Source organism: Lysobacter defluvii IMMIB APB-9 = DSM 18482, assembly GCF_000423325.1.
GTDB classification, from domain to species: domain Bacteria; phylum Pseudomonadota; class Gammaproteobacteria; order Xanthomonadales; family Xanthomonadaceae; genus Novilysobacter; species Novilysobacter defluvii.
Genome location: NZ_KE384007.1, coordinates 139,118 through 161,784, shown reverse-complemented (window position 1 = coordinate 161,784; position 22,667 = coordinate 139,118). Strand labels below are relative to the sequence as shown.

Sequence of the window (22,667 nt, the reverse complement as noted above, 5' to 3'; positions counted from 1 at the left end):
TGGGCGGGCCCTCACCCTAGCCCTCTCCCGCGAGCGGGAGAGGGGACGGGAGACCTGCGGCTGAAGCCGCCAGGGTGCGGTAGAGACGGTCGAGGGCCTCTACGTGGGGCGTGAGGGCTTCGATGGCGCCATCGTTGACCAGCACGTCGTCGGCGATCGCCAGGCGGTCATCGCGGGTTGCCTGGGCGGCGATCATCGAGTCGGCCAGGGCGGCGTCCACGCCGTCGCGTTGCATCACGCGGGAGCGCTGTACCTCCACGGGCACGTCGACTACCAGGATGCGGTCCAGCCAAGGGTAGGCGGTGCGCCCGCCGCCCTCGGCCAGCAACGGGATGTCGACGAGCACATACGGGCCAGGCGCCGTTGCGGCGGCGTCCTGCAGCCACGTCCGCACGCGCGGGTGGATGATCGACTCCAGCTGCCTGCGGGCCGCGGGGTCACCGAAGACCCGCTTGCGCATCGCGGCGCGGTCCAGGGCGCCGGACTGGTCGAGCACCCCGCTACCGAACGCAGCCACCACCTCCGCGAGACCCGCGGAGCCGGGGGCGATCACCTCCCGCGAGGCGATGTCAGCATCGGCAACGTAGATCCCCAGGTCCTTGAACAGGCGGGCGACCGTGGACTTGCCGGAGGCGACGCCGCCGGTGAGGGCGACGGTGTACCTCAAGCCAGCCCCGACACCCGCATATACCACCCCACCAGGTCCTCCCCCCACATGAACACGATCCACCCGGCCACGGCCAAGTAGGGACCGAAGGGGATGGGCGTGGCGCGGTCCTTGCCCTTCATCGCCAGCCACACCGAGCCGATGATCGCGCCGACCAGCGAGGACAGCAGGATCGTCGGCAGGATGCCGGCCAGCCCGCACCAGGCGCCGATGGCGGCCAGCAGCTTGAAGTCGCCGTGGCCCATGCCCTCCTTGCCGGTGAGCTGCTTGAACACCCACCACACGATCCACAGGCTCAGGTAGCCCACCACCGCGCCGATCAGCGCCGGCTTGGCGGGCATGTAGAGGTTGTCCACCGCGGCGATCAGCCCGAGCCACATCAGCGGCAGCGTGAGCTGGTCGGGCAACAGCTGCGTGCGCAGGTCGATGCCGGCCAAGGAGATCAGGAAGCCGGTGAATACCAGCGCGCCAAAGCCCTGCCAACCGAAGCCGTACTGCCACACGCAGGCCAGGAAGGCGAGCATGGTCAGCAGCTCGACGGCCGGGTACTGCGCCGAGATCGGCGCCCCGCAGTTGCGGCACTTGCCGCGCAGCGCCAGCCAGCTGAACACCGGGATGTTCTCGTACCAGCGCAACTGGTGCTTGCAGTGCGGGCAGTGCGAGCGCTCGACCACGATGCCCGGCGGCGGCGGATCGTACTCGTCCGGCTGCTCCAGGATCTCGCGCGCCTCGCGCTTCCACTCCCACTCCATCCGCCGCGGCAAGCGCAGGATGACCACGTTCAGGAAGCTGCCCACCAGCAGCCCCAGGCCGGCGGCCAGCGGGTAGCCGAGGCCGGGGTTCTCGTCGAGGAATGCCATCGGGGAAGCTTAGCCGACCACTGCGCCGAGCTTGAAGATCGGCAGGTACATCGCGACGACCATGCCGCCGACGACCACGCCGAGGAACACCATGATCAAGGGTTCCAGCAGGCTGGACAGCGCGTCGACGGCGTTGTTCACCTCCTGCTCGTAGAACTCGGCGACCTTGAACAGCATGGTGTCTAGTGCGCCGGCCTCTTCGCCAATTGCCGTCATCTGCGTGACCATGTGTGGGAAGAGGTCGGTCTGCTTCATGGCGACGTTGACGGAGTGGCCCACCGAGACGTCGTCGCGGATGCGGAGCACCGCCTGCTCGTACACGGTATTGCCTGTTGCACCGGCGACTGTGTCTAGTGCCTCGACGAGCGGAACGCCGGCCTTGAAGGTGACCGCCAGCGTGCGTGAGAAGCGCGCAAGCGAGGAGTTGTGCATGATCTGTCCGATCACGGGGACCTTCAGCACAACTTTGTCCAGGGTGTGCTGGAACGCTGGCGAGCGCTTGTAGAAGGCAATCAACGCCACAATTCCGATCGCGAGCGCTCCGAAGATCAGCCACCACCAAGCCACCATGAAATCACTCAGGCCGATGATCATCTGGGTGAAGGCGGGCAGATCAGCGCCGAAGCCCTGGAACACCGACTCGAACTGCGGCACCACGAAGATCAGCAAGATGGAACTGACGATCAGCGCCACAGCGACCACCATCGCGGGGTAGAACATCGCCTTCTTGATCTTGCCCTTCAGGGCCTCAAGGTTCTCCTTGTAGGTGGCCACGGTGTCGAGCACCGTCTCCAGCACGCCGGCGGATTCGCCGGCCCGAACCAGGTTGCGGTACAGCTCATCGAACTGGACCGGGTGTTTGCCGATCGCCTCGCTCAACGACAGGCCACTCTCCACGTCAGCACGGACAGTGTTGACCAGCGTCTGCATCTTGGGGTTCTTGTTGCCACTGCCGATGATCTCTAGCGCAGCGACGATCGGGACGCCGGCCTTCATCATGGTGGCGATCTGACGGCTGAATACCGCGATATCCAGCGGGGTGACGCGCCGGCCAGAGCTTCCGAACAGCGGCTTGGGCTTGACCTTGACGACCTTCGGCGTGATGCCCTGCTTGCGCAGCTCGGCGCGCACGAAATTGGCGTTCTTGGCCGGCTGCTCGCCCTTCATAACGACACCGCGCTTGTCGGTGCCCTCCCAGACGAACATGGTCATCGCTTCGGCACGACGCAACGGCGTCGCAGGCTTGGCAGCAGATCGGGTCACGGACATCGCTCAGGTCCCCTGGGTCATGTGGCGCGGCGCACGGCGGTGCGCCCACGGTGCCTGGCAAGTTCCCCGCCTGCATGGGCACCGGCGGCCGGGCCCTCTGCCCGGACATGCCGCGTCACAGCATATCCTGCCCCGTAGGGGCGCGGTAGAACCTGCGTCACACCTGCGCGCCGACTCAGTCCTTGGTGACCCGGTTGATCTCGGCCAGGCTGGTGACACCCTGCTTCACCTTCCACAGGGCGGATTGGCGGAGATCCCGGACACCTGCACGCTCGGCCGCCTCCCCAATCGCCATGGCGTTGCCGCCCGCCAGGACGATTTCCTGAATCTCGTCACTCATGGGCATTACCTGGTAAATGCCGACGCGGCCTTTGTAGCCCTCGGTGCACTCCTCGCAACCCCTCGGCTCATAGATCCGGAAGTCTGGTTCGGAGATCTCCTCGGCAGTGAAGCCTTCCGCCAGCAACGCGTGCTCAGGCAGTTCGACCTGCTTCTTGCAACTGTGCAGCCGACGGGCCAATCGCTGGGCAACGACGAGGGTCACCGAGGAGGTGATGTTGTATGGTGCTACGCCCATGTTCATCAGGCGGGCGATTGTTTGCGGGGCGTCGTTCGTATGAAGCGTCGACAACACCATGTGGCCGGTCTGGGCCGCCTTGATGCCGATTTCCGCCGTTTCAAGGTCGCGGATCTCGCCGACCATGATCACGTCCGGGTCCTGACGCAGGAAGCTACGTAGCGCGGCGGCGAAGGTCATGCCACGCTTGACGTTCATTTGCACCTGGTTGATGCCGGGGACACGGATTTCCACCGGATCCTCGACGGTCGAGATGTTGCGGGTCTCGTCGTTGAGGATATTGAGCGCTGTGTACAGCGAGACCGTCTTGCCCGAGCCAGTCGGGCCAGTTACGAGCACCATACCGTAGGGTTTGGCGATCGCGTCTAGATAGAGCTGCTGCTGATCGGGCTCGTAACCCAGTTTCTCGATCCCCAGCTTGGCCGCGCTGCTGTCAAGGATACGCAGGACAATCTTTTCGCCGAATAGGGTCGGCAGCGTGCTGACGCGGAAGTCAACCTGCCGGGTCTTGCTCAGGTTGAGCTTGATGCGTCCGTCCTGCGGGACACGTTTTTCGGCGATGTCAAGCTGCGCCATTACCTTGAGGCGTGCGGAGATGCGACTTTGCATCTTCACCGGCATGCGGACGGTGCGTTTGAGGATGCCGTCGATGCGCAGGCGGACCCGGTACTCGTCCTCGTAGGGCTCAAAATGGATGTCGGACGCCCCCTTGCGGATGGCGTCCACCAAGACCTTGTTGACGAACTTGACGACCGGTGCATCGTCCGAACTGGTGTCGACTGCGCCTTGATTATCACCCTCAACTTCATCGGGGCCGCCTACGTCCAGATTCTCCAGGCCGTCGTCGTCCTCGCCGAAGGCGTCATCCATCGCATCGGCGTTCTCCAGCCATCGCTCAATCAGCCGCCTGATGGTTTCCGTGTCGACCAGGACAGGATCGGTGCGCAGGTTCGTCTGGAACTTGATCTCGTCCAGCGCACGGGTGTCAGTTGGCTCGGAGGTCGCGACGAAGAGACGGTTGCCACGCTTGTAAAGCGGCAGCACGCAGTGCTTTCGCAGCAGCTCTTCCTTCACCAAGCGGACGGCGGCCTGGTCCGGGTCCATTGAAGACGGATCGAACAGCGGTATGCCGAACTCCACTGAGTTCGCGGCTGCCATGGCAGCGGGGCTGACCAGACGTTGATCAAGAAGGTATGACGCTACTGGAACCTTCTCCGAGGCTGCCGCAGCTAATGCGGCACGCGCCTTGGGTTCGTCCAAGGCCCCATCCTGAACCAAGCGGCGTGCGATACCCGTAATGCCGACGAGATTGACTGTCACGATGTCTGCCACATGTTGGATGTGGATAGCCTAGGCTATCGATGGTACAAAAAACGAACCCCGCCGGCGGCGGGGTTCGTTCTGACTTGCTGATCGCTTAGCGGCAAGCGCTCGGCAGGTACTTGGCATCGAGCGTGCTGTTGTCGCACTGCCAGCTGATCGAGCCACCCTGGTCAGTGGGTTCATATACGAGCGTGGCGGCCGCGATCTTCGCGCTCGCGTCATTGCCGTACGTCACCGTAATAACCCCGTCTTCCACTTCCACCTGGGTAACGTACTTTCCATTAATGTTCGCAGCGGCGTCCAATCCAGCGGCGGTATTGTCGATACCGGTGAAATCGCCGGTATTCGCGTACTCTTCAGCAACGCCGGTCTTGGCACCGGCGGCAAGGCTCGCGCCTTCGGAAACCTGCGAGCGAGCCACGTAGTCCTGATATGCCGGCAGCGCAATAGCCGCCAAAATCGCAATGATCGCCACAACGATCATCAGCTCGATCAGGGTGAAACCCTTCTGCATCGACTTCTTCATTTGTAAATCCCCTAGGAGTGGTTGGTTCTCACGTGCCCTTCGTGCCGGCGTTCCGGTCCTCGGGCGGCGTTGCACGTAAAGCACGTGCATGTAGGGCTACGCATGAGGCGTGCCAACCCTGCTGCGTCGGGGGCCGGGAGGCTGAACTGGGTGGCCCGTCACGGTCGGTCTGTGCCCCGTCGCGGAGCGGGGTGACCAAAAGCGTCAGTTCCGGGTTGGAACCTGACGCGATGTGTCGGGGCGGGGTAGGGGAAGGCCTGACTCCGGGTGTGCCGTGCGTGCGCGGACCGCGGGTCCGGGGGTTCACGGCGCGCTGTGCCGCGCGTTCCTAGCATGTGCGCCATGGGACGTTGGCTGCGCCTCCTGGGCTTCACGTTGATCGAGTTGATGATCGCCGTCGCGGTCGTCGCGATCCTGGCGGCCCTCGCTTGGCCGTCGTACTCCAACCATGTCCTGCGCTCCAAGGTCCGGCTGGCCCAGGGCGACCTGGCGGCGCTGGTCGCCAACGTCGAGAACCACCGCCAGCGCACCTTGTCCTACCCGACAGCAGCGGGTACCGCGCAGTTCCCCGGCTGGAGCCCCGGCTCGGAGCCCGGCGACTTCGCCTTCGACTACCGCCCGCTGCCGGGCGGCGGGTTCGCGGTCACGGCCACCTGGCAGGGCGGCGGCAAGCTCAGTGGCTGCGAGCTGGTCCTGCGCACCGGCAACGTGCGCGAGTCCACGCCCGCCTGCGATGCGGCGGGGGAGGTGGGCTGGTGAGGGGCTTCACGCTGGTCGAGCTGATGGTGACGGTGGCGGTGATCGCCGTCCTCGCCGCGCTTGCGCTGCCGGCCGCGGCCACATGGGCGGCGGGGGCGCGGCAGGCCGAGGCGCGCGGGGAGCTCGAGGAGGCGCTCGGCCGGGCGCGGGCGCTGGCGATCCGCAACCCGGACGGGCGCGCGGCGGGGCAGGCGGCGGCGCTCGTGCGCCTGCGCGGCAACACGTTGCAGGTGGTGCGGGTCGCCAACGGTGAGGTCAGCTGGCAGGCGGACCTGCATTCCGGCGTGGCGCTGCGGGATGACGGCGGGGTGCCATTCGCCTGCGTTGCCTTCGACAGCCGCGGCCTGCGCCCGGATCCGGCCACCGCGCCGGACTGCACCTGGGCGCCGCGGGTGCGCGTGCATTCGGGGGAACGGAGGGCACCGGCCGATGTCGAGCTGCTCTGACCCGGCGACGCGCTGGCGGCGCGAACGTGGCGGCGTGCTGATGGAGGCGCTGGTCGGGGTGCTGCTTACCGGCCTGCTGGGCGCCGGGATGCTGCACGTGGGCGGGCAACTGGCTGCGCGCCAGGCGGACCTGCGCGCCGAGACCCTGGCGATGGTCGAGATGCGCCGGCTGCTGCGCACCCAGGGCGAGGGCCTTTGCGATGCGCCGGGTGGGCACACGGTGGACATCGCCGGCCGCCAGGTGCCGATTGAGGTGGAGTGCCAGTCCGCTCCGTCGGTGGTGGCGATCGCGGCGCCCGGCGCCGGCACCTTGTCGGTGGAAGCGCCGCGCGCCGTGGTGTTGCGGGTGGCGGCCGAGCACCTCGGGGCCGGTCGCGACGACGGCCCCGCGCTGGTGGTGGGGACGCTGCAATGAAGCCGGTCGCGCGCCCTGCCGGGATTGCGGGGGAAACCCTGGTCGGCCTGATGGTCGGCATGGCGCTGTCGCTGCTGACCGTCGCCGCAATGCTGGCGCTGTACCAGGGCATGGTCGCGGTGTCCCGCGATACCACGCGGCTGGCCCAGCGCGACGGCCAGGTCGCCTCGGCTGCGATGGCGGCGCAGATGGAGATGCAGCAGGCCGGCTTCGGCATCGAGCCGGGGACGCCGGGCAGCAGCCTGTGGGTCGCCCCGGACGGCCAGCGGGTGGTGTGGCGGTTCCGGCCGGTGCTCGATGACCTGCGCCTGCAGTGCGCGGGGCTGGTGCTGGCGGATCCGGCCGCCGCGGGCGCAGGGTCCGGCGGCGGCGCGGTGGTGGCGCCGGCGGGCGCGTCGGATCCGGGCGCGGGTGGGCTGTATTTCCTGCCGCCAGTAGAGTGCAACAGCGCCGACCAGCCTGGCTTGCCCTGGGGGCAGGCCGGACAGCCGCCGCCGCGGTTGCTGGCGTCGGAGATCGCCTTCGATCCGGGACGGCCGGACGAAGTGGGCGGCTTCGGGCTGGCGGGCGCGCGGTTCCAGCGGGTGGCGGCCAGTGCGTGCTCTACCTATGGGCCGTCGCGGGAGCTGGCGGAGCACCCGGCGGTGCAGTTGCGGATCGGGCGGGGGGAGTTGTTCACCATGTGCTTGCCGAGCTTATGAAGGTCGTGAGGGCGCTGGATTCCCGCGTGCGCGGGAATGACGGGAGCAGGTTCAAGGGACGGGACCGCGGCGTAGCCACGCTCCTTATCGTCGTCATGCTCGGGCTGGTGGTGACGGCCGCGGCGTTCGGCAGCTACCACGTGCTCAGCGGGGCGCAGGAGCGCCAACTGGCCGTGCACTCCACGGCGCCGGCGCAGGCCACCGCGTGGCGTGGGGTGCAGCTCGTGCGGCGCTACCTGGAGGCGGTGGACGGCGACGTCATCGCCGACTGGGGTCGCGAGGGCGCACCGCTGGCGATCGGCGGCGACATGGGCATCACTGCCCGCATCACCGAGGTGGTGGAGGTGCCGGGAAGCGGCATGGTGGGGCCGTACTACCGGGTCACGGCCCAGGTGTCGGGAATGGCCGCGCGCGGTACGCCGGCGCAGTCGACCTCGCTGGTGGAAGTGGTCTACCGGGTCGTCCCAGGCGATGGCAGCGGGACCACCCCGCCGCCGTCGGGTGGCGGCGGCGTGATCCACGCGATGGACATCCACCGCAACCTGGACCTGACCGGCAGCATCCAGTTCCGCGGCCCGGACAACGCGGTGATCAACGTCAACGGCAACGCGCGGCTCGACAGTGCCTCAATCACCGGCATCGACACCCTGCGTGCCACCGGCGACGTGTCCATCGGCAGCAACATCCAGGTCGGGGCGGTGCACGCCAACGGCAATGTCGAGCTCACGGGCAGCTCCGGCGTCGGCGAGATCCGCAGCCGCGGCGACGTGACCATCCGCGGCGGATCAAGCCCGATGACGGTGCGGGCCAACGGGCGGGTGCTTTTCGCCGGCGGCAACGGCTCGGTAGTGGAATCGCGGGGTGGGGTCAGGGTCAGCGCCGGCGGGGTGAACATTACCTCCATCGCCACCGAGGCCGACGTGGACTGGTCGGGCTCCGGCGGCCGTGCAGGCACCATCCACGCCAACGGCAACATCCGCTACAACGGGGGCAAGAGCGGGGCGGCACCGACGCTGCGCTCGCGCGGCAACATCACCGCGACCGCGGCCGGTGCCGGCCTGGCGCACGCCAACGGGCAGGTGCGCGGGGAGGGCTGGGGCCGCTTCGACACCGTGGCCGCGCGCGGCGGACTGACGCTGACGGGGTCGTTCTCGGCCGGGACGGTGCGGCCCCGCGACACCGTGGAGCCGGTGGTCCCGGTCTCCATCCCGGAAGTGCCCGAGGTGCAGATGCCCGGCTACCGCATCGACGTGTACCCGCTGCGCGCGGCGGCCAACTACGTGTTCGAGTACGTCGGCAACCGGATCCAGGTGCAAGTGTCGCAGGTGGCCGGGATCCCGGATGGCACCTACGTGCTCGGCGAGCGCCAGGACGGCCGCAAGGACTGGCTGTGCCGCCCCGGCGACCTGCGCAACGGGGTGTGCCAGCGGCCGGTGGCGACGATCTGCCAAGGCTTCTCGGAGTACAACGCCTGCTTTACCTATGACCGGGGCAAGTGGACCGTCGACGGGACCAGCATGGCGCGCGGCGTGGCGTGGTTCGACGGCGACCTGCAGGTGGGCAACGGCACCTACGTCAACACCTTCCTGGCCACCGGCAACCTCAACACCTCCGGCAGCCACCGCACCGTGTCCCCCAACTACGCGGGGTACGCCACGACCTGCCGCAATGCGGCCCCGGCCGGAACTCGGATGGGGGTGTACAGCCACTTCGCCGAGCTGGTGCCGGCGAACCTGTGCAACATCGAGGACGGCACGATGACCGGCGAGCCGCTCGGCAACATCGCCTACCTGGCCGGCGGACTGGCACCGGGCGGCGGCTTCGTAGGCGGCGACATCGACCTGGGCGCCTCCACCCGCGCCGACGGCGCGGTGATGGCCGGCAACCTGCTCCGCACCGGCGGCAGCACCACCCTCAACGGCCGCATCGTCAGCGCCGCACAGCGCGCCGGCGCGAGCGACGAGATCCGGATGGGCGGCTCGACGACCATGGATCTGGGCAGCGGGTCGGACGACTACGACCCCAGCGCGCCGATTCCATGCATGGTCGATTGCGAGCCGGAGCCCGAGCTAGGTGAGCCGGTGGAGGGCAATACGGCTACGGTGCAGTGGTCGCGGTATTTGTAGCTGCGCGGATCGTGTACGCGGCATCACGCGTATTGCGCGGACTGCTCCTGCACCGGGTATCCGCGCCGGCCGCCGCGTGCCTCCGCGACGAATTGCTCCGCGCTCCACACGCGGCCGGACGTCTCCTCCGCCGAAAGGAGCTGCAGGTCTCCCGTGACAAGGCGCAGGTCCTCGCGCGCAGTCAGCAGTTCCCACAGGTGCTGGTCGCCGGGATCGGGAGCAGGTGCTGCGGGATGGGGTTCCAGCACGATGGCGTTGCAGGCGATGCGGGTCAGCACGATCTCGCGTTCCCGGGGTGCCAGCCCATGCGCACGACAGAGCCGCGGCCGGTCCAGCACGTCCCGGTACTCGGCCAGTAGCGCCTCGGAAACCACGAACGGGAAGCTGGCACCGAGCATGCCGTCCAGGATCCACGCGACCGGCGCGTCATCGCGGGAGGCCAGGAGTCCCGCCACCACGATGTTGGTGTCGACGATCACGGGTCCGGTCATTCGCGACGCGCCCCGCGTACCTCTTCGACAGCGAGCGCGAGTGCTTCTTCCGGCGCAAGCGCCGCGCCACGGCGCGCACGCCGGACCAGTGCGCGGGCGTCGTCGTGCGACTTGATCCCGTAAAACTCCAGGCTCTCGTCGATCAGCTGGCCGATCGTCTTTCCACGCTGTGCGGAGGCTTCCTTCAAGGCGCGATAGCGCTCGTCGGACAGAGTGATAGTCAGGCGACTCATGCTGGTGCGTTGGTGCGTATGTGTTCCCGCACCGTACCACAGCCCCGGATCGGTCAGCTGACCGCGTACTCCCGTTCCCGGTTCCCCGTTCCCCGCTCTTAATCAATCCCCAGCTTCTTCAGCTTGTACCGCAGCGCCCGGAACGTGATCCCCAGCGCCGCGGCGGTCTTGGTCTTGTTGTAGCGGTTCTCGCGCAGGGCGTGCTCGATGGCGGCCCGCTCGATCTCCTCGATGTACGAGGGCAGGGCGCTGGTCGCAGTGTCGCGCGGGTCCAGGGTGCGTGGGTCGATGCCCTGGGCGGCCGCGGCGGCGTGCGGATGCGGGGCGGCACCGGGGGCGGCCGCGTACGGCTCGCTGCCCGAGGCGGGCGGGAGCGGCGACGGCGCCGGGGCCGGCGAGGGAGCGCCCGGGACCGGGGCATTGTTCTGCGGGAGGCACAGGTCGGAAGCGCTCAGCACGTCGCCGTCGGCCAGGGCCATGGCGCGCTCGAGGATGTTCTCCAGCTCGCGCACGTTGCCCGGGAACGGGTAATCGCGCAGGGCGTCGACGGCCTCGTCCGAGAGGATCGGCGCGGGGCGGCCCAGCTCGCCGGCAAGGCGCTCGAGGATCGCCTCCGACAGGCCGGACAGGTCCCCGGTGCGCTCGCGCAGCGGCGGCACGCGCAGCTCGATGACGTTGATGCGGTAGTACAGGTCCTGGCGGAAGCGGCCCTCGGTGACCAGCTGCGACAGGTTCTTGTGGGTGGCCGACAGGATGCGCACGTCCACCGGCACCTCGGCATTGGCGCCGACCGGGCGGACCGACTTTTCCTGGATGGCGCGCAGCAGCTTGACCTGCATGGACAGCGGCAGCTCGGCGACCTCGTCCAGGAACAGCGTGCCGCCGTCCGCGGCCTGGAACAGGCCGGCCTTGTCGGCATGGGCGCCAGTGAAGCTGCCCTTCTTGTGGCCGAAGAACTCGCTCTCCATCAGCTCGGTCGGGATGGCGCCGCAGTTGACCGGCACGAACGGGCCGGCCGCGCGGCCGCCCTCGGCGTGGATGGTGCGGGCGACCAGCTCCTTGCCCACGCCGGACTCGCCGGCGATGTAGACCGGAGCCTGGCTGCGGGCGACCTTGGCGATGGTCTCGCGCAGGTTGGTCATGGCCGGGGAGTTCCCGTACAGGCGGGTCGCGACCGGGCCGGTCACGCGCACTTCCTTGTCGCCGGCCTTGCCCAGGTCGAGGGCGTGGCGCACCAGGTCGCGCAGCGCCGACAGCTCGACCGGCTTGGACACGAAGTCGAAGGCGCCGGCCTTGAGCGCCTCCACGGCGACGTCGACGTTGCCGAAGGCCGTGATCATGGCCACCGGGGTGTTGGGGTGGTTGCGGGTGATCTCCGACACCAACTCGATGCCCGAACCGTCGGGCAGGCGCATGTCGGTCAGGCACAGCTCGTAGCGGTTGCCGGCCAGCTGCGCCCGCGCCTCCGCGAGGCTGGAAGCGGTGTCACATCGCAGGCCCATGCGGCCGAGGGTCAGGACGAGCAGTTCGCGGATGTCGCGTTCGTCGTCGACCACCAATGCACTACGGGTTTCCATCCGATCCTCCGGGCGTTGCGGGATATTAACGCATCGTGAAGACGGGCGCAGGCAGTTTCTGACGCAGAATGCCCCTTCCGGCCCCATCCGATTGCGTATCGGCAGGCGTCGGCTAAGCTTTAGCGCGTCTACGGAGAGACGCATGATCAACAGCGGAGTCACTGTTGCCCGCGAGGCGCTGGCGGCGCTTTCGCGGTTCACCGGCGCCACGCGCCTGTACGCCCTGGACCTGCAGGACTGCCCCACCGAGCTGGTGGTCGAGCGCTGGCAGGGCCACGAGGCGCTCTCCAGCGGGTTCGAGTGGTGGGTGGACGTGCTGTCCACCAACGCCCACCTGCCGCTGGATCCGATGATCGGGCGCCGCGCCACCCTGTGGACCCGCATGGCCGACGGCGGCCGCCTGCCGCGCAGCGGCCTGGTGCGCGAGGCCGCGTGCCTGGGCGGAGATGGAGGCCTGGCGCGCTACCGACTTTGCCTGGTCCCGTGGACCTGGCTGCTGGGGCAGGGCCGCCACAGCCGCGTGTTCGAGGACATGACGGTGCTGGAGATCGTGGCGGAGGTGCTGGCCGGCTACGCGCCGCTCGCGCGCTGGCAGGTGGCGGACGAGGTCGGGCCGTTCCTCGCCGGCGAGGGCCTGCCGGCGCCGGCGCGGCCGCGCAGTTATTGCGTGCAGTACCGCGAGAGCGATGCGGATTTCATCGCCCGGCTGCTGGCCGAGGAGGGCCTGGGTTGGCGGCTCGAGGAGGTGCCGGGGGACGATGGCGGCGAATCCGGACACCAGATGGTGGTGTTTTCCGACAGTGCCGCCGGGTCCCAGGATCCGTCTTGCCCGGCAAACGGTGCGCTGCGCCTGCACCGGTACGACGGAGCCGAGCGCGGCGACGCCATCCAGATCCTCGGCCAGCGCGAATCGCTTGGCCCCGGCCAGCTCACCGTGCTCACCGACGACTACCGCCACCAGGTGCTCAGCGCCTCGGCGGCACTGGAGGCGGGCGGGGAGGGCCACCGGCTGGAGGCCTATGACTTCGCCGGACCGTACGCTTTTGCCACCCAGACGGAGGGCGCCCGCTATGCCGGCCTGATGGCGGAGGCGGCGGAGGCGTCCCGCCACGAGTGGAGGGGGCGGGGCACCGTGCGCAGCTTCCGCGCCGGGGAGTGGTTCCGGGTCGCGGCGCCGTCATCCCGGATCCCGTCATCCCCCTCGACGCCGTCATCCCCGCGCACGCGGGGATCCACCGACTCCCCCGAACTCCTCCTCCTTTCGGTCCGCCACTTCGGCATCAACAACCTCCCCGACGTGGTGCGCGACGGCGTGGAAGCACTGCTGGGCCCGTCATTCCCGCGCACAGGGGAATCCAGCGACCCTGGCCTGGATCCCCGCGTGCGCGGGGATGACGGCGCATGGGGTTCCTCCCGCGCGGATGACGGCGCATGGGGCGCCTCGCGCCGGGATGACGATGAGCTGGAACGCGCCGCCCAGGCCGTCGGCTACGCCAACGCCTTCACTGCGATCCCCCGTACGCGCCCATGGCGACCGGTACTCGCCGACGAAACGGGCCTGCGGCTCAACCCCCGGCCAACCGCGCCCGGCTACCAGACCGCCATCGTGGTCGGCGGCGGGGACGGCGGCGAGATCCACGCCGATGCGATGGGGCGCGTGCGCGTCCGGTTCCACTTCCAGGACGGCAGCGGACCCGCGAACGACAGCTGCTGGCTTCGCGTGTCGCAGCGCTACGCGGGGCCGGGCGTGGGGAGCCAGTTCCTGCCGCGGGTGGGCCAGGAGGTCCTGGTCGGCTTCCTGGAAGGGGACATCGACCGCCCGATCGTCGTCGGCAGCCTTTACAACGGGCGCGGCGAGGGCGGCGTCGCGCCGACGCTGGGTGGTCGCCAGGGTGACCCGGTCGCCGATGGCCTGTTCGCGGAAGCCGGGGACCACCGGCCGAGCGCGCAGGGCAACCTGTCCGGTGGCAACGCCCCCGCCTGGCACGGCATGAGCCCGGACGCGGAAGGCCACCGCAACGCGGGCGCGCTGTCGGGCTTCAAGAGCAAGGAAATCTGCGGGGAGGGGCACAACCGGCTTGTCTTCGACGACACCGACGGCCAGCTCCGCCTTCAGCTGGCGACCACCCACGGTCACAGCGAACTCAACCTCGGGCACCTGGTGCACCAGGCCGATAACTACCGCGGCAGCTTCCGGGGCGAAGGCTTCGAGCTGCGGACCGACCAGTGGGGCGCGATCCGCGGCGCCCGCGGCGTGTGGATCAGCGCTTGGGCGGCCAGCCCCGACGAACCCGCCGGCGACCACGTCCCCGTCAACGCCCTGCTGCGCCAGGTGGCGACGCTGGCGCAGGCGTACTCCGACATCGCAGGCACCCACCTCACGGTCAGGCCTTCGGCCGCGCCGCTGCAGGCGCTCGATGCCAGCGCCCGCAGCACCGTCGACGGCACCAGCTTCGACGCCGCCGTCGCCTCCGCAGCCGAACGCAGCCCCGCCCCGGGCGCGAACCGCGTCCCCCACACCGCCGACGCCCTGCTGGCCCTGTCCGCCCCCGCCGGTATCGGCTTCGTCGCCGGCCAGTCCCTGCACTGGACCACCGGCGAAACCCTCACCCTCTCCAGCGGCGCCGCCAGCAACGCCGCCGTAGCCGGCCACCTCCGGATCCACACCGCCCAGGCAATCGGCTGGCTCGCCAATGCCGGAAGCGTGCCCTCCCGCTCCGCCGCTTTTCCCCCTCTCCCGCTTGCGGGAGAGGGCCGGGGTGAGGGCCCCCCCAACCCCGACGCACTATCCCTCGTAGCAGCCCAAGACAGCCTGCACCTCGAGGCCCAAACCGACGACCTCAAACTCCAAGCCAGGGACACCCTCCAACTAACCAGCACCACCGCCCAAGTCGACCTCACCGCCTCCAAGGCCCTCCACCTCGCCACCAGCGGCGGCGCAAGCATCACCATCGAAGACGGCAACATCCGCATCGCCTGCCCCGGCGAGATCCGCGTGCATGCGCAGAAGAAGGAGTTCGTGGGGCCTGCGCAGTTGAGTAGGGAGATGAACTCGTGGCCGGAGGCGCGGTTTGAGCGGAATGTGTGCGTGAGACTGCAGGATGGGACGCCGGCCGCAGGCTACCGGTATGAGCTCGAACGTGCTGACGGAGCGCTGATATCCGGTGTGACGGACGAAGCGGGGCGGGTGCCTCTACAAAGGGGCTTGTCGCCCGAGTCCGTGGCTATTCGGATCACGGGCAAGGAGCGCATGGAATGACGACCCGGATCCTGAGCGCTCGACAAAGCGAGGATGGTCGCTGGACCGCCATGTTCACCCTGGTTCCGGGGGCTCGGGGGAACGAACTGACCTTGTCGCTGGGGTCGCAATGTGCGTGCGAGCGGGACATCACGCTCGAAGAGCTCAAGTCAGGGCTCGCGGGTATTGGAACAGGCGATCTGTTTGCTGCATCTCCGCACGGTCTGGCCGGTACGCCCTGGGAGCAGTTCCTTGTCTGCCTGAACGGTTCGATGGAGCAGTACGGAATCCACGACTGCATCGACAAGGCGCACTTCCTTGCACAGGTCGCGGTGGAGTCGGATAGCCTCAGAACGACAGCGGAGTACCGGAACAGGGACGGTAGTTATCCGTCCAAGTGGCAGCGTTATAGCGGCGGTGTCGAGTACCACGGAAGGGGGCTGATCCAGCTGACCCATGATCACAATTACCGGAAATACTCGCGGCATGCTGGTGTCGACTACGTCGCCACGCCTGAGTTGGTCGCATCCGAGTTGCAGGTGGCAGTTGATTCCGCCTGTTGGTTCTGGCGCCACGGTTCCGCATGGGGCGACCTGTCGCCACGTGCCAGATCCAACGATTTCATCTGGATCACCATGGGCGTAAACGGCGGCTTCAACCACCACCATCAGCGAAAGCAGCATCTACAGAGTCTGGCGAGGTCGCTGCGCGTGTCAGCCTGCGAAGTTCATCAGGAGGCTGTCTTCGAGCAGTACAGGTTTGAGGACAGCGCTTTGAGCCGGACCCGTAATGGGCCGCGGTACTGGAGGAACCAATTGGGTGGGCGTGATGCGATTTAGCCCGTTCCTTTTCCTGCTGCTTCTCGCGTGCTCGGCCCCAGCCGCCGATAGCAGCGGGGGCCAGGGTGACCTACCGGAGGCGCTCTCCCGCCACGAACCCGGCGCGGCAATCAGGCTGTCACCGGACCGCGTCGCCAACCTGAGAGTTCGGGACGGGGTTGTCGAGCTGGTCGAAGACGGGGAGGTGACCGCGCTCTCGAGCCTGGACTTCACCGACACCCACGTGCTGGCCGCTGACATCACCCGCGACGGGGCAATGGAGCTGTTCGTGGAACTGTTCCCGTCAAGATCTGGGAGTTGCTATGAACTCTGGTGGTCGCGAGCGGGTGGATACGTGCGGCACGACGATCTGTTCTGCAACCCCGCGCTGGACGAGCGCGGGACGCTGATCACCGTGGATCGCGACGGGCCATATTCGCGCGCCACGGAGTACGTGCCAGCCGATCAGGGGGGCATTGAATGGGTACGCCGGCAGGAGCCCCTCAGCCCGGATTTCAGCCGCTTCGAGCAGCGTTCCGATGACGATGCGCCCACCAGCATGGTCGTGTTCCTCGGTCTGCCGGGATGCGGCGAGGCGCACCTCAACGTGGACGATCCCGTGGAAGTTGCCGACGCCCCTGGTTCCCAGGCAGGGAGAATCATGGAGGGATCGCTTCGCGTCCTCGATGTCGCTCGTACAGACGGGAGTGCCGGCGAGTGGGTGCTTGTGGAGGCCGCAACCGGTGACACGGGCTGGGCCGCTGCCTCGGAACTGGGAGACATGCAGGCGGCAGCTCGGCGGCAGTGCAGCAGCCTGGAGAACTGACAATACGTAGCGCTCATCCAGCGATACTGGTAGCAACACATCACACTTGGCGGGCCATGGCGATGAAGACAACCAGCTGCGAATCCAGCCGCGAACCAGACGAGCGCCGGCAGCGTCTCGCCGCTTTGCGCGCCGCCGCCCGCGAAGCCTGGGACGACTACCAGCGCACCGGCTTGCACCTGACCGCAGCCGAGGCGGATGCCTGGATGGCGCGTTTGGAGTCGGGGCACCACGCCGAAGCGCCGGAGTGCCACCTCTGAGCGGAGGCGCGGGTTACCGCCCACCCCGCCCAGGCGCCAACCGCAACCGGAAACAACTCCCACCCCCCGGCAGCGACACATAGTCCAGTGTCGCCTGGTTCGCCCGCGACAACTCCCGGGCGATGTACAGCCCCAGCCCCGTGCCATGGCCGGACGTGGTGAAGAACGGGGTGAACAGCTGCCGCGCCGTGCCTTCGGGGATGCCCGGGCCGCGGTCGCGGACGTCGAGCATCGGGGCGCCGCGGGTGTCGCGGTGGATGTGCAGGGTCACGCGGGCGGGTTCGCCGGGCATGCGGCCGTAGGTCAGGGCGTTGTGCACCAGGATGACCAGGATCTGGTGCAGCTGGCGCGGGTCGACCAGGGCGGGCGCGCGGGGTTCGCTGGAGGTGGTGCGCAGTTCGTCGTTTTCCAGCGGGTGGGCGCTGCGGTATTCGTCGATGAAACGGCGGGCGAACGCGGCCAGTTCGACGTATTCGGGCTTGGCGGGTTCGCGCCGGGCCAGGCCCAGCACGTTCTCGACGATGCCGTCCATGCGCTTGCCCTGCTGGTGGATGATCTCCAGCAGGCGGCGGTCGGCGGGCTTGATGTCCTCGGACTCCTCCATCAGCTGGACGGCGTAGTTGATTGCCGCCAGCGGGTTGCGGATCTCGTGGGCGAGGCTGGCGGAGAAGCGGCCCAGCGTGGCCAGGGTCATCGACTCGGCCTTGCGCGAGACCACCGAGGTGTCGTCCAGGAACACCAGGGTCTGGTCGCTGCCGGCCAGCAGGCGGGTAAAGCGGGGCACGACTTCGGGGGCGTCGGCGGCGATCCGCATCGGGGTCTCGTCGGCCTGCCCGGTCTCGCGCCACAGCGCCAGGCGGCGCGCCAGTTCGGGCAGGGCGCGGGCCAGGTCACGCTCCCCGTCGACCTTCTCGCCCAGCAGGGCGCCGGCCGCCTCGTTGGCCAGGCCGACCTGGTTGTTGCCGTCCACCAGCAGCACGCCTGTACGCAGCCGGCGGATGATCAGGTCGTTGACCTCGACCAGGTGGGCCGCCTGTTCGCCATGGTGGTGGGCGAGGTAGTAGCTCTCGCGCATCTGCCGGCCCAGCACGCTGGTGAGTGTCGCCAAGGCCAGGTAGGCGAGGGCGAACATCACCGGTTCGGCGTGGTGGCGGGTGCTGCCGTCGAAGCCGATGCTCCAGGCGTGTTCGCCGATCAGGCCGGCCGCGGCGGAGACGGCGACCGCGGCCGCCCAGCGGGCCGGCAGCAGCAGCGCGGCCGAGCCGACGTTGAACAGCAGCATCAGCGCGATGCCGGTACCGGCCGCCGGCAGGGCGTGGATGGCGGCGATGCCGAAGACCAGGTCGCAGGCGACGCCCAGCAGGGCGTGGACGTGCAGCTCGCCGCGCCGGTGCAGGGCGAACAGCAGCACCGACAGGATCGCGAAGGTCAGCGCGACGGTGGCGGCCGCCACCGGGTGGCGCGCCGGGCCCAGCAGCTCGGCGACCGGCCCGAAGACCACCAGGACCAGGATGGACGCTTCCAGCAGCCGGTACAGGCTGTAGAAGTACAGCTCGCGGCGAAGGGCGTGTTCGGCCCCCCGGTTGACCCTGGCAGTGATGGTAGGCAAGCGGCCCCTCCCCCTGTCGGACGTGTCCCGCCGTTGCCGAGTATGGCGCCATTTTGCCCGCGTACCCCCGATCGGCGACAATACCGGGCCCCCTCGCGCCCGCGCCGCCTGCCGGCTGCCCGTTGCGTGGGATGTCCTCCACACCATCCGGTGACGCATGAACTTCCACGAATACCAGGCAAAGCAGCTGTTTGCCGAGTACGGCATCGCCGTGCCGGCCGGGCGCATCGCCCGTACCCCCGAAGAGGCCGTCGAGGCCGCCAAGTCCATCCCCGGCGACCTGTGGGTGGTCAAGGCCCAGATCCACGCGGGCGGCCGCGGCAAGGCCGGTGGCGTCAAGCTGGCGAAGACCCATGACGAGGTGAAGCAGTACGCCGCCGCGATGCTCGGCACGAAGATGGCGACCTACCAGACCGCCGGCGTCGAGCTCCCGATCGACACCGTGCTGATCTCCGAGGGCACCGACATCGACAAGGAGCTGTACCTGTCGGTGCTGGTCGACCGCGGCACCCAGTCGGTCACCTTCATCGCCTCGGCCGAGGGTGGCATGGACATCGAGCAGGTGGCCGCCGAGAAGCCCGAAGCCATCAAGTCGATCAACGTGAACTACGTCGAGGGCCTGCAGCCGTACCAGTGCCGCGCGCTGGGCTTCGAGCTGGGCCTGACCGCCAAGCAGGCCAACCAGCTGACGAAGATCATGTTGGGCCTGTTCAAGCTGTTCCACGAGAAGGACCTGGCGCTGGTCGAGCTGAACCCGCTGGCGATCCTGACCGATGGCAACCTGGCCGTGCTCGACGGCAAGGTCGACTCCGACGACAACGCCGCCTTCCGCCACCCGGAGCTGGTCGCCATGCGCGACATCCGCCAGGAGGACGAGACCGAGGTCAAGGCCAGCCAGCACGACCTGAACTACGTGACCATGGACGGCAACATCGGCTGCATGGTCAACGGCGCCGGCCTGGCCATGGCCACCATGGACGTGATCAAGCTCGAGGGCGGCGAGCCGGCCAACTTCCTCGACGTCGGCGGCGGCGCGACCAAGGAGCGCGTGACCGAGGCGTTCAAGCTGATCCTGTCCAGCGACAAGGTCGAGGCGATCTTCGTGAACATCTTCGGCGGCATCGTGCGCTGCGACATGATCGCCGAGGGCATCATCGCCGCGGTCAAGGAGGTCGACGTCAAGGTGCCGGTGATCGTGCGCCTGGAGGGGACCAACGTGGAGAAGGGCAAGGAGCTGCTGAAGAACTCCGGCCTGGCCATCACCCCCGCCGACGACATCAACGACGGCGCCCGCAAGGCCGTGGCCGCGGTCGCCGCCTGACCCCCCGCACATTCCCTTCTCCCGCTAGCGGGAGAAGGTGCCCGAAGGGCGGATGAGGGCTGCTTTTCTAAAAGGCCCCTCACCCCAGCCCTCTCCCGCAAGCGGGAGAGGGGGCAAAAACACCAAGGATCCAATCCATGAGCGTTCTGATCAACAAAGACACCAAGGTGATCGTGCAGGGCTTCACCGGCTCGCAGGGCACCTTCCACGCCGAGCAGATGCTCGAGTACGGCACCAAGGTCGTCGGTGGCGTCACCCCGGGCAAGGGCGGTACCGAGCACCTGGGCCTGCCGGTGTTCAACACCGTCGCCGACGCGGTCAACGAGACCGGCGCCAACGCCTCGGTCATCTACGTGCCGCCGCCGTTCGCGGCCGACGCGATCCTCGAGGCCGCCGACGCGGGCATCACCGTCATCGTCTGCATCACCGAGGGCATCCCGGTGCTCGACATGCTGCGCGTCAAGAACGTGCTGCGCGACTACGACGACGTGGTCCTGGTCGGCCCGAACTGCCCCGGCGTGATCACCCCGGGTGAGTGCAAGATCGGCATCATGCCGGGCCACATCCACCAGCCGGGCAAGATCGGCATCGTGTCGCGCTCCGGCACCCTGACCTACGAGGCGGTCAAGCAGACCACCGCGGCGGGCCTGGGCCAGTCGACCGTCATCGGCATCGGCGGCGACCCGATCCACGGGACCAGCTTCATCGACGCCCTGCGCATGTTCCAGGACGACGAGCAGACCGAAGGCATCATCATGGTCGGCGAGATCGGTGGCAGCGCCGAGGAAGAAGCGGCCGAGTTCATCGCCGAGTACGTGACCAAGCCGGTGGTCGGCTTCATCGCCGGCGCCAGCGCCCCCAAGGGCAAGCGCATGGGCCACGCCGGCGCGATCGCCTCCGGCGGCTCGGGCACGGCCGAGGGCAAGTTCGAAGCGCTGGAGAAGGCCGGCGTCACCACGGTCAAGTCGCCGGGTGACCTGGGCGAGGCGATTGCCAAGAAGCTCCAGGGCTGACGCGCACTCCCCCCCTCGCGTCCCTTCTCCCGCTTGCGGGAGAAGGTGCCCGAAGGGCGGATGAGGGGCTTTTGACTTCTTTTCAGAAGCAACAGCAAAAGCTCCCCTCACCCCAACCCTCTCCCGCAAGCGGGAGAGGGGGTTTGTCGCGGCGGGCTTCCCGCCGCTTCACCGAAGTTTGACCCCACCCCCGCCACACTTCCGCGTCTCCCCGCGCAGATGACGAAGTGTCCAGACTCGTAGTCGTTTCCAATCGCGTCCCGCAGCCGGGCCAGCCGGTTTCCGGCGGATTGATGGTGGCCTTGCAGGCGGCGCTGGAGGAGACGGGGGGGATCTGGTTCGGCTGGAGCGGGCGGATCGATCCGGAGCGCTCCGGCGAGGTGCACGAGCACCGGGTGGGCGCGGAGGGCGGGTCCATCGACTACCTGACGATGGACCTGTCGCAGCGCGACCACGACGAGTACTACAACGGCTTCGCCAACCGCGCGCTGTGGCCGCTGCTGCATTTCCGGCCTGACCTGGTCGACTATGACCGCGAGGCCTACCAGGGCTACCGGCGGGTCAACGAGCTGTTCGCCGATTTCCTCGCGCCGCGGCTGCGTGCCGACGACGTCGTCTGGATCCACGACTACCACCTGATCCCGCTGGCCAAGCTGCTGCGCCGGCGTGGGGTGACCTGCAAGCTGGGCTTCTTCCTGCACGTGCCGATGCCGTCCTCGGACCTGCTGGCGGCGCTGCCGCATCACGAGCGCTTGTTCGAGAGCCTGTCCTCGCACGACCTGATCGGCTTCCAGACCCAGCGCGACCTGGAGCGGTTCCAGGACTACGTGCGGCTGTTCGGGCGCGGCAAGGTGGTCGACACCGGCCTGCTGGAGACGGCGGGCGGGCACCGGCTGCGCGCCGGCGCGTTCCCCATCAGCATCGACACCGAACACATCAGCACGCTTGCCGCCGCGGCGGTGGACCGGGGCAGTTCGCGGCGCCTGGGCGAGAGTCTGGGGCACCGGCAGCTGGCGATCGGCGTCGACCGGCTGGACTACTCGAAGGGGCTCCCGGAGCGCTTCCGGGCCTTCGAGCGCTACCTGGACTCCTACCCCGACCAGCGCGGGCGCCTCACCTACCTGCAGATCGCGCCGGTCTCGCGCAGCGGGGTCCCGGAGTACCAGGAACTGCGCGCCGAGCTCGAACAGCTCGCCGGGCACATCAACGGCAGCTGGTCGGACCCGGACTGGACCCCGATGCGCTACGTCAACCGCAACTACCCGCACGCCACCCTGACCGGCTTCTACCGGCAGGCACGGGTGGGGCTGGTCACGCCGCTGCGCGACGGCATGAACCTGGTGGCCAAGGAGTTCGTGGCCGCGCAGGATCCGGAGAACCCGGGCGTGCTGGTGCTGTCGAGCTTCGCGGGCGCCGCCCGCGAGCTGGACGGCGCCCTGCTGGTGAACCCCTACGACATCGACGGCGTGGCCGCGGCGATCGCCGAGGCCACCAACATGCCGATCGGCGAGCGCCGCGAGCGCTGGCAGCCGATGATGGACCGGCTGCGCGAGCACGACATCACGCGCTGGCGCAAGGACTACCTGGCCGCGCTACGCGCCGCGTAGGGGAC

21 protein-coding genes are annotated in these 22,667 nt (G+C 68.6%); 12 read left to right on the top strand and 9 right to left on the bottom strand.

Going from position 1 to position 22,667, the window contains the following annotated elements; genetic code table 11:
• Window positions 1-16: 16 nt before the first annotated feature.
• The 5 genes from coaE to G545_RS0112370 form a co-directional block, all read right to left on the bottom strand.
• Entirely contained in the window at window positions 17-667 is a 651-nt protein-coding gene (gene coaE / locus G545_RS14755) for a dephospho-CoA kinase (protein WP_052106835.1), read from the bottom strand.
• Window positions 664-1,527 carry a prepilin peptidase gene (locus G545_RS0112385; protein WP_027070649.1) on the bottom strand — a complete coding sequence of 288 codons (864 nt, stop codon included), beginning with the start codon at window positions 1,525-1,527 and terminating at the stop codon, window positions 664-666. Before G545_RS0112385 ends, coaE begins: the two co-directional genes overlap by 4 nt.
• A gap of 9 nt (window positions 1,528-1,536) precedes the next feature.
• A complete protein-coding gene (locus G545_RS0112380) occupies window positions 1,537-2,796 on the bottom strand; it encodes a type II secretion system F family protein (protein WP_027070648.1) in 1,260 nt (419 codons plus the stop codon).
• 175 nt (window positions 2,797-2,971) lie between these two features.
• The gene (gene pilB / locus G545_RS0112375; protein WP_027070647.1) at window positions 2,972-4,705 is read right to left on the bottom strand and encodes a type IV-A pilus assembly ATPase PilB; all 1,734 of its coding nucleotides are present in this window, start codon (window positions 4,703-4,705) and stop codon (window positions 2,972-2,974) included.
• A gap of 85 nt (window positions 4,706-4,790) precedes the next feature.
• Entirely contained in the window at window positions 4,791-5,222 is a 432-nt protein-coding gene (locus G545_RS0112370; RefSeq protein ID WP_027070646.1) for a pilin, read from the bottom strand.
• A 342-nt stretch (window positions 5,223-5,564) separates the two neighbouring features.
• Between G545_RS0112370 and G545_RS15445 the strand changes: the two genes are divergently transcribed.
• From G545_RS15445 to G545_RS0112345, 5 genes are read left to right on the top strand one after another with little or no spacing between them, the layout of a single operon-like run.
• Window positions 5,565-5,981, top strand: a complete 417-nt coding sequence (locus G545_RS15445; protein ID WP_081677891.1) for a type IV pilin protein — start codon at window positions 5,565-5,567, stop codon at window positions 5,979-5,981.
• On the top strand, window positions 5,978-6,427 hold the full coding sequence (locus G545_RS15085; RefSeq protein ID WP_027070645.1) for a prepilin-type N-terminal cleavage/methylation domain-containing protein: 450 nt from the start codon (window positions 5,978-5,980) through the stop codon (window positions 6,425-6,427). Before G545_RS15445 ends, G545_RS15085 begins: the two co-directional genes overlap by 4 nt.
• On the top strand, window positions 6,411-6,842 hold the full coding sequence (locus G545_RS0112355) for a hypothetical protein (RefSeq protein WP_027070644.1): 432 nt from the start codon (window positions 6,411-6,413) through the stop codon (window positions 6,840-6,842). Before G545_RS15085 ends, G545_RS0112355 begins: the two co-directional genes overlap by 17 nt.
• Window positions 6,839-7,543, top strand: a complete 705-nt coding sequence (locus G545_RS0112350) for a PilW family protein (protein WP_027070643.1) — start codon at window positions 6,839-6,841, stop codon at window positions 7,541-7,543. Before G545_RS0112355 ends, G545_RS0112350 begins: the two co-directional genes overlap by 4 nt.
• The gene (locus G545_RS0112345; RefSeq protein ID WP_154656594.1) at window positions 7,525-9,669 is read left to right on the top strand and encodes a hypothetical protein; all 2,145 of its coding nucleotides are present in this window, start codon (window positions 7,525-7,527) and stop codon (window positions 9,667-9,669) included. Before G545_RS0112350 ends, G545_RS0112345 begins: the two co-directional genes overlap by 19 nt.
• A 23-nt stretch (window positions 9,670-9,692) precedes the next feature.
• On the opposite strand, the gene G545_RS14740 is transcribed toward G545_RS0112345, so the two are convergent.
• The 3 genes from G545_RS14740 to G545_RS0112330 form a co-directional block, all read right to left on the bottom strand.
• Window positions 9,693-10,160, bottom strand: coding sequence for a PIN domain-containing protein (locus G545_RS14740; protein WP_052106680.1), 468 nt, complete (start codon window positions 10,158-10,160; stop codon window positions 9,693-9,695).
• Complete coding sequence (locus G545_RS0112335; RefSeq protein ID WP_027070641.1) at window positions 10,157-10,393, bottom strand: CopG family transcriptional regulator; 237 nt, start codon at window positions 10,391-10,393, stop codon at window positions 10,157-10,159. Before G545_RS0112335 ends, G545_RS14740 begins: the two co-directional genes overlap by 4 nt.
• A gap of 98 nt (window positions 10,394-10,491) precedes the next feature.
• Entirely contained in the window at window positions 10,492-11,970 is a 1,479-nt protein-coding gene (locus G545_RS0112330) for a sigma-54-dependent transcriptional regulator (protein WP_043711804.1), read from the bottom strand.
• Window positions 11,971-12,112: 142 nt separating this feature from the next.
• Between G545_RS0112330 and G545_RS0112325 the strand changes: the two genes are divergently transcribed.
• Genes G545_RS0112325 through G545_RS15870 form a run of 4 tightly spaced genes read left to right on the top strand, consistent with a single transcriptional unit; the run spans window position 12,113 to window position 17,112 of the window.
• A complete protein-coding gene (locus G545_RS0112325) occupies window positions 12,113-15,229 on the top strand; it encodes a type VI secretion system Vgr family protein (RefSeq protein ID WP_052106682.1) in 3,117 nt (1,038 codons plus the stop codon).
• Window positions 15,226-16,047 carry a glycoside hydrolase family 19 protein gene (locus tag G545_RS15080; RefSeq protein ID WP_052347332.1) on the top strand — a complete coding sequence of 274 codons (822 nt, stop codon included), beginning with the start codon at window positions 15,226-15,228 and terminating at the stop codon, window positions 16,045-16,047. Before G545_RS0112325 ends, G545_RS15080 begins: the two co-directional genes overlap by 4 nt.
• On the top strand, window positions 16,028-16,852 hold the full coding sequence (locus G545_RS0112315) for a hypothetical protein (protein ID WP_027070638.1): 825 nt from the start codon (window positions 16,028-16,030) through the stop codon (window positions 16,850-16,852). Before G545_RS15080 ends, G545_RS0112315 begins: the two co-directional genes overlap by 20 nt.
• A 56-nt stretch (window positions 16,853-16,908) precedes the next feature.
• On the top strand, window positions 16,909-17,112 hold the full coding sequence (locus G545_RS15870; RefSeq protein ID WP_052106686.1) for a hypothetical protein: 204 nt from the start codon (window positions 16,909-16,911) through the stop codon (window positions 17,110-17,112).
• Window positions 17,113-17,125: 13 nt separating this feature from the next.
• On the opposite strand, the gene G545_RS0112305 is transcribed toward G545_RS15870, so the two are convergent.
• The gene (locus tag G545_RS0112305; protein WP_027070637.1) at window positions 17,126-18,721 is read right to left on the bottom strand and encodes a sensor histidine kinase; all 1,596 of its coding nucleotides are present in this window, start codon (window positions 18,719-18,721) and stop codon (window positions 17,126-17,128) included.
• Window positions 18,722-18,878: 157 nt separating this feature from the next.
• Between G545_RS0112305 and sucC the strand changes: the two genes are divergently transcribed.
• From sucC to otsA, 3 genes are all read left to right on the top strand, one after another.
• Window positions 18,879-20,042, top strand: a complete 1,164-nt coding sequence (gene sucC, locus G545_RS0112300) for an ADP-forming succinate--CoA ligase subunit beta (RefSeq protein ID WP_027070636.1) — start codon at window positions 18,879-18,881, stop codon at window positions 20,040-20,042.
• 137 nt (window positions 20,043-20,179) lie between these two features.
• A complete protein-coding gene (gene sucD / locus G545_RS0112295) occupies window positions 20,180-21,055 on the top strand; it encodes a succinate--CoA ligase subunit alpha (protein WP_027070635.1) in 876 nt (291 codons plus the stop codon).
• A 227-nt stretch (window positions 21,056-21,282) separates the two neighbouring features.
• The gene (gene otsA, locus G545_RS0112290) at window positions 21,283-22,662 is read left to right on the top strand and encodes an alpha,alpha-trehalose-phosphate synthase (UDP-forming) (protein WP_027070634.1); all 1,380 of its coding nucleotides are present in this window, start codon (window positions 21,283-21,285) and stop codon (window positions 22,660-22,662) included.
• The last annotated feature ends 5 nt before the right edge of the window (window positions 22,663-22,667 follow it).